General features: G+C 55.3%; 1 protein-coding gene and 1 pseudogene. Both read left to right on the forward strand.

Annotation, left to right across the window (positions count from 1 at the left end; all coding sequences use genetic code 11):
• Positions 1 to 423: ABC transporter permease subunit (locus ACTHS3_RS15795; RefSeq protein WP_440368481.1), on the forward strand; the 423-nt coding region annotated here is incomplete at its 5' end.
• A 115-nt stretch (positions 424 to 538) separates the two neighbouring features.
• Positions 539 to 861, forward strand: a pseudogene (locus tag ACTHS3_RS15800) (hypoxanthine-guanine phosphoribosyltransferase); the annotation flags it as partial.

An 861-nucleotide genomic window follows, 5' to 3' on the forward strand; every position in this document is an offset into this window, starting at 1 on the left:
TATCCGCAGTGGACGGCTTCGCTGTGGCTGCTGACGGCGACTTACGCGCTGTTGGCGTATCCGTTTGTGGCCAAAGACGTACTGGCCGCGTGGGACGGTTTGCCCAAAGATTACGCGGCGGCGGCGCGCACCATGGGCGCAAACGGTTTTCAGACGGCCTGTTATGTAACCGCGCCTTTATTGAAACCGGCCTTGCGGCGCGGTCTGACTTTGGCTTCGGCAACGTGTATCGGAGAATTTGCGGCCACATTATTCCTGTCGCGCCCCGAATGGCAGACGCTGACTACTTTGATTTACGATTATCTCGGGCGCGCCGGTGCGGACAATTACGGACGGGCGATGGTGTTGACGGCGCTATTGACCGCTTTGGCTTTGACGGCGTTTTTGCTGGTGGACGAAGCGGAAGGACAAAAGGCCGTCTGAACATGATCTGCTTAAATTCCCTTCACATTCACCACACTATTGCCGCGCCTTGTATCGAAAATTGATTGAATCCGCTATATAATTTGTTTTTAACCGCACTCAACACGCCCCTATCATGACCGATTTTGACACCAAACGCCTTGAAACCCAAGCCATGCTGGACAATGCCGACTTGCTGTTTGACCAAGAAAAATGCCGCGCGGCCTTGCAAAAAGTTGCCGACGACATCACCCGCGACTTGGGCGGCAAATATCCCCTGCTCCTGCCTGTGATGGGTGGTGCGGTGGTGTTTACAGGGCAGCTGTTGCCGCTGTTGCGCTTCCCTTTGGACTTTGACTACGTCCATGTTTCCCGCTACGGAGACAAACTCGCAGGCGGCGCGTTCAACTGGAAACGCATGCCCGACCCCGAGCAAATCAAAGGCCGTCATGTAGTCGT

This window comes from Neisseria sp. P0009.S007 (assembly GCF_051962515.1).